4 protein-coding genes and 1 pseudogene are annotated in these 3,755 nt (G+C 59.6%); 3 read left to right on the top strand and 2 right to left on the bottom strand.

The window, feature by feature from the left end; genetic code table 11:
- The 3 genes and pseudogenes from IE074_RS14670 to IE074_RS14680 all read left to right on the top strand — a co-directional run.
- A partial coding sequence (locus tag IE074_RS14670; RefSeq protein ID WP_189386164.1) for an IS3 family transposase occupies window positions 1-94 on the top strand: 94 nt, incomplete at its 5' end.
- A gap of 31 nt (window positions 95-125) precedes the next feature.
- A pseudogene (locus IE074_RS14675) lies at window positions 126-518 on the top strand (S26 family signal peptidase); the annotation flags it as partial.
- 474 nt (window positions 519-992) lie between these two features.
- Window positions 993-2,939, top strand: coding sequence for a relaxase/mobilization nuclease and DUF3363 domain-containing protein (locus IE074_RS14680; RefSeq protein WP_189386193.1), 1,947 nt, complete (start codon window positions 993-995; stop codon window positions 2,937-2,939).
- Window positions 2,940-3,054: 115 nt separating this feature from the next.
- Here the strand turns inward: IE074_RS14680 and IE074_RS14685 are convergent, their stop codons facing one another.
- Together IE074_RS14685 and IE074_RS15100 are read right to left on the bottom strand one after the other, a co-directional pair.
- Window positions 3,055-3,321, bottom strand: a complete 267-nt coding sequence (locus IE074_RS14685; RefSeq protein WP_189386194.1) for a hypothetical protein — start codon at window positions 3,319-3,321, stop codon at window positions 3,055-3,057.
- A 26-nt stretch (window positions 3,322-3,347) separates the two neighbouring features.
- Window positions 3,348-3,650, bottom strand: coding sequence for a universal stress protein (locus IE074_RS15100; RefSeq protein WP_189386195.1), 303 nt, complete (start codon window positions 3,648-3,650; stop codon window positions 3,348-3,350).
- Window positions 3,651-3,755 lie beyond the last annotated feature (105 nt).

Raw genomic sequence — 3,755 nt, forward strand, 5'->3', positions numbered from 1 at the left:
GCAATACATTCACTACTACAATCACGAACGTATCAAGCTCAAGTTAAACGGCCTGAGTCCGGTACAATACCGGACTCAGGTTTTAGCTGCCTAGTTTTTAACCGTCCAACATTTGGGGGTCACTTCATCCATCCGGCTCGCTGCCCCGTCGGCTGGATGTGGATAGCATCGTCCTGGCCCGGCTTCCCGCCGATGCGGCGGCGCTGGCCGCGCAGCGCGGTTATCTGCCAGCCCACATTCCGCTACTCAAACGTGTGGGCGCGGTCGCGTCGCAACACGTCTGCATCATTGCCGGTCAAGTGCGTATCGATGGCGTGCCGATGGCCGTCGCGCTGTCTGCCGACCGGCTGGGTCGCCCGCTGCCATCCTGGGCGCATTGCCGCCTGCTCCTTGAGGATGAATTGTTCCTGCTGAGCGCGACTAACCCCGCGTCGTTCGACAGCCGCTATTTCGGCCCGGTCAGTGCATCCGTCGTTATCGGTGTCGCGCGTCCGGTCTGGCATGGGGCGCAGCCATGATGGTCAATTCACTGCACATCCATGTGCATGGCATCGTGCTATCGGGCGTGTCCTCTTTGCGGCTGCCATCATGTCGCTGCGTCTGCCGTCTTGGTGCCAATACTGTGCATTGGGCACTACACGCCACGCAGCATCCGGCGCAGCCGCCCCACGTGCAGACATCTTGCCTCAAACGCGCCTGGCCTGCGGCCCTCATCCTGGCGGTTCGCGCGTTCGCCGGTGGCCTAGCTGCCGGCAGCGCAGCGCCACCGGGCCGCCGAGGTCGGGAGCAAAANCAAAAGCGACAGGCAAAGGCGGAAGGCAAGATAAAAGGTCGCGGCACGTTGTTGCGCGACAAAGCAGTCTGCACGTGGGGGTGGCGCGGCACGCGCCGGCTGCGCCTCTGTGCCGCATGGATCGCCAACACCTTGTCGACATTGAGTAAAGTGCGTGCTTCGCACGCTGGGCTGCGACAGCCTTGGATGGAGGGACTGCATGAGCAGCAACGATGATGACCGCTTCCGTATCCGTCCAGGAGCGCCCAAGCGGCGCGGCGACGCCTTCATCAGCCAGGTGCTGCGCCAGGCGAGTAAGGCCGGCGCCAAGGCCGCCAAAGGGAGTCATCGACCCGGTACTCGACTGGGGCGCGGTCACACGACAGCGCGCTTTACTGGTGCTTCGCTGATGGCCGGTTCCCGGCGTGTGACCATCAAGACTCGGCTGATCAATCTCGCCAAGGCCGGGCCCCGTTCAACGGAGACGCACCTGCGCTATATCGAGCGCGAAGGTGTGGGGCGCGATGGCGAACCGGGTAACGCCTACGGCTCGATGGAGGATGACACCGATTTGGCTGCCTTTGAGGAACGAGGCCGCGAGGACAGGCACCAATTCCGTCTCATCGTCTCGCCCGAGGACGCGGAACAGCTTGATGATCTGCGCACCTTCACCCGTCACCTGATGGCCCGCGTGGAGGCTGATCTGGGCACGCGGCTGGAGTGGGTAGCGGTCGATCACTGGAATACCGACAACCCGCATACGCATGTCGTCCTGCGTGGCAAGGGTGACACTGGAAAAGACCTCATCATTTCTCGCGACTACATCAGCCAGGGGATGCGCGAGCGGGCCTCGGAGCTGGCGACTGAATGGCTGGGGCCGCGCACCGAACTGGAGATTCGGCGCGGCATGGCCCGTGAAGTGGATCAGGAACGATGGACTGGGCTGGACCGCACTTTGCAGCGCGAGGCAATGGATGGCGTGGTGCACACCGAACGGCTGGAAGCGCAACCCCGGCTGCAACGCCAGCGCCTGCTGCTAATCGGCCGCCTGCAACGCTTGCAGCGCATGGGGTTGGCGAGTGAAATGCAGACCGGCGTCTGGGCCGTCCGTGCCGATGCGGAATCCACCTTACGAGCGATGGGCGAACGCGGCGACATCATCCGCACCATGCAGCGCGCCATGAGCGGCAAGCAACGCGATCTGGCCGTGTTCCAGCCCGGGGAGGATGGCCGCACTGTTGTCGGCCGCGTGGCCGGCAAAGGCTTGGCTGACGAGCTGTATGACAAGGGCTATTTGATCGTCGATGGTACCGATGGCAAGGCGCACTATGTGGTGCTGCCAGTCAGGTTGGAACTGGAGCAGTACCCAATGGGAGCTGTTGTGGAAATCAAAGGCTCAACAGTCGTTCGTACGGCGGACAAGACCATCGCCGCGTTAGCCGTCGATGGCCTGTACCGCACCGCTCATCACCTGGCGATTGAGCATGGCCGGGCCAAGCCTGGCCGCGACCCGCAGGAGGTGGTCGATGCCCATGCCCGCCGCCTGGAAGCTCTGCGCCGAGCGGGTCTGGTGGAGCGACAAACCGAAGGCATCTGGAAAGTACCGCAAGACTTGCCAGAACGGGGACGCAAGTATGACGCACAGCGACTGGGCGGCGGCGTATCGGTGGAACTGAAATCGCACCTGCCTATTGAGCGGCAGGCCCGCGTGATCGGTGCTACCTGGCTGGATCAACAACTGATTGGCGGCGGCAAGAGGTTGGGGGGTATGGGCTTTGGCAGTGAGGTCAAAGATGCACTACAGAAGCGAGGCGATTTCTTGGTGGAACAGGGGCTGGCGGAGAAGCGCGGGCAGCGGGTGCTTCTTGCGCGCAACCTATTGGCAACGCTGCGTAACCGGGAACTGGCGCAGGTCGCGCAGAACATTGCCACGGAAACCGGCCTGGAACATCGACAGGTAGCCGATGGGCAGCGCGTCGCTGGCATCTATCGGCGCTCCATCATGCTCGCTAGTGGACACTACGCCATGCTCGATGATGGCATGGGCTTCAGCCTTGTACCGTGGAAACCGGTGATCGAACAGCGGGTGGGTCAGCAACTTGCCGCCACGGTGCGCGGCGGAGGAGTGTCTTGGGAGATTGGGCGACAGCGCGGGCTTACCACATAAGACCATATATCAATATAATTAGCTGCGATACTATATGGCGGCTATAAAACTGAAACTTAATAAAAATACCAAGCACTCATTCGTTATGTATGCACATCTTCAACCTTCCCGTGCCTTATATAGCGCAACGCTGTAATTCAGATGGTCTATTCTGCGTTGCTAACGCATAAATCTGTAAAACGCGCCTTCTTTCCCGATTGGTAACATCATGCTTCACCTGGGATGGGATTTGAATGTTTTGATTACGTCTAGGTGCGGAGAACGCAATCTCAATCATGGATTTTTCGTTTGAACGCGTTTTAAATATTTCATTTATCGCTTCACCTTCCTGTGCTGCAACCAAACTAAACAGAGCTTTCTCCGCCTGAAATTCGTAATTCATTCTATTGACCGCATACGCGATCGCACTTAGCAGCTTGCATCTTGTATTGCAGTAGAGGGAACCACCAGAACGTCGCATCTTGCATTGGTGAGAACCTTTCGAGCGACACTGCCAAGCAGGTGTTGAGCTATTGCGTTCAAGCCTTGCGTGCCGAGGGCCACAAGGTCTGTTGCTTTTCGACGCGAGGCACGGGTCAGCGTGAGGGAGGCATCGCCCTGGATGATTCTGACATGCGTCGCCTTTGGCAACCGGCCATTTTCAGCGAACGCCTTCATGACCTGCTGACGTGCAGTGTTGGCCCGTGCATCGTAAGCGTTCGGCCATCTCATCTTGACAGCGGTTTTCTTTAACCTGTTTTTTTACATCGCTGTCTGCGGTTGCCAATTATGCGGCAACAGTTCAGCAATACGGCTGGCGGGCTGAGTGGGCAAGCG

The organism is Advenella faeciporci (genome assembly GCF_014652395.1).
Classification (GTDB): Bacteria; Pseudomonadota; Gammaproteobacteria; order Burkholderiales; family Burkholderiaceae_B; genus Advenella; species Advenella faeciporci.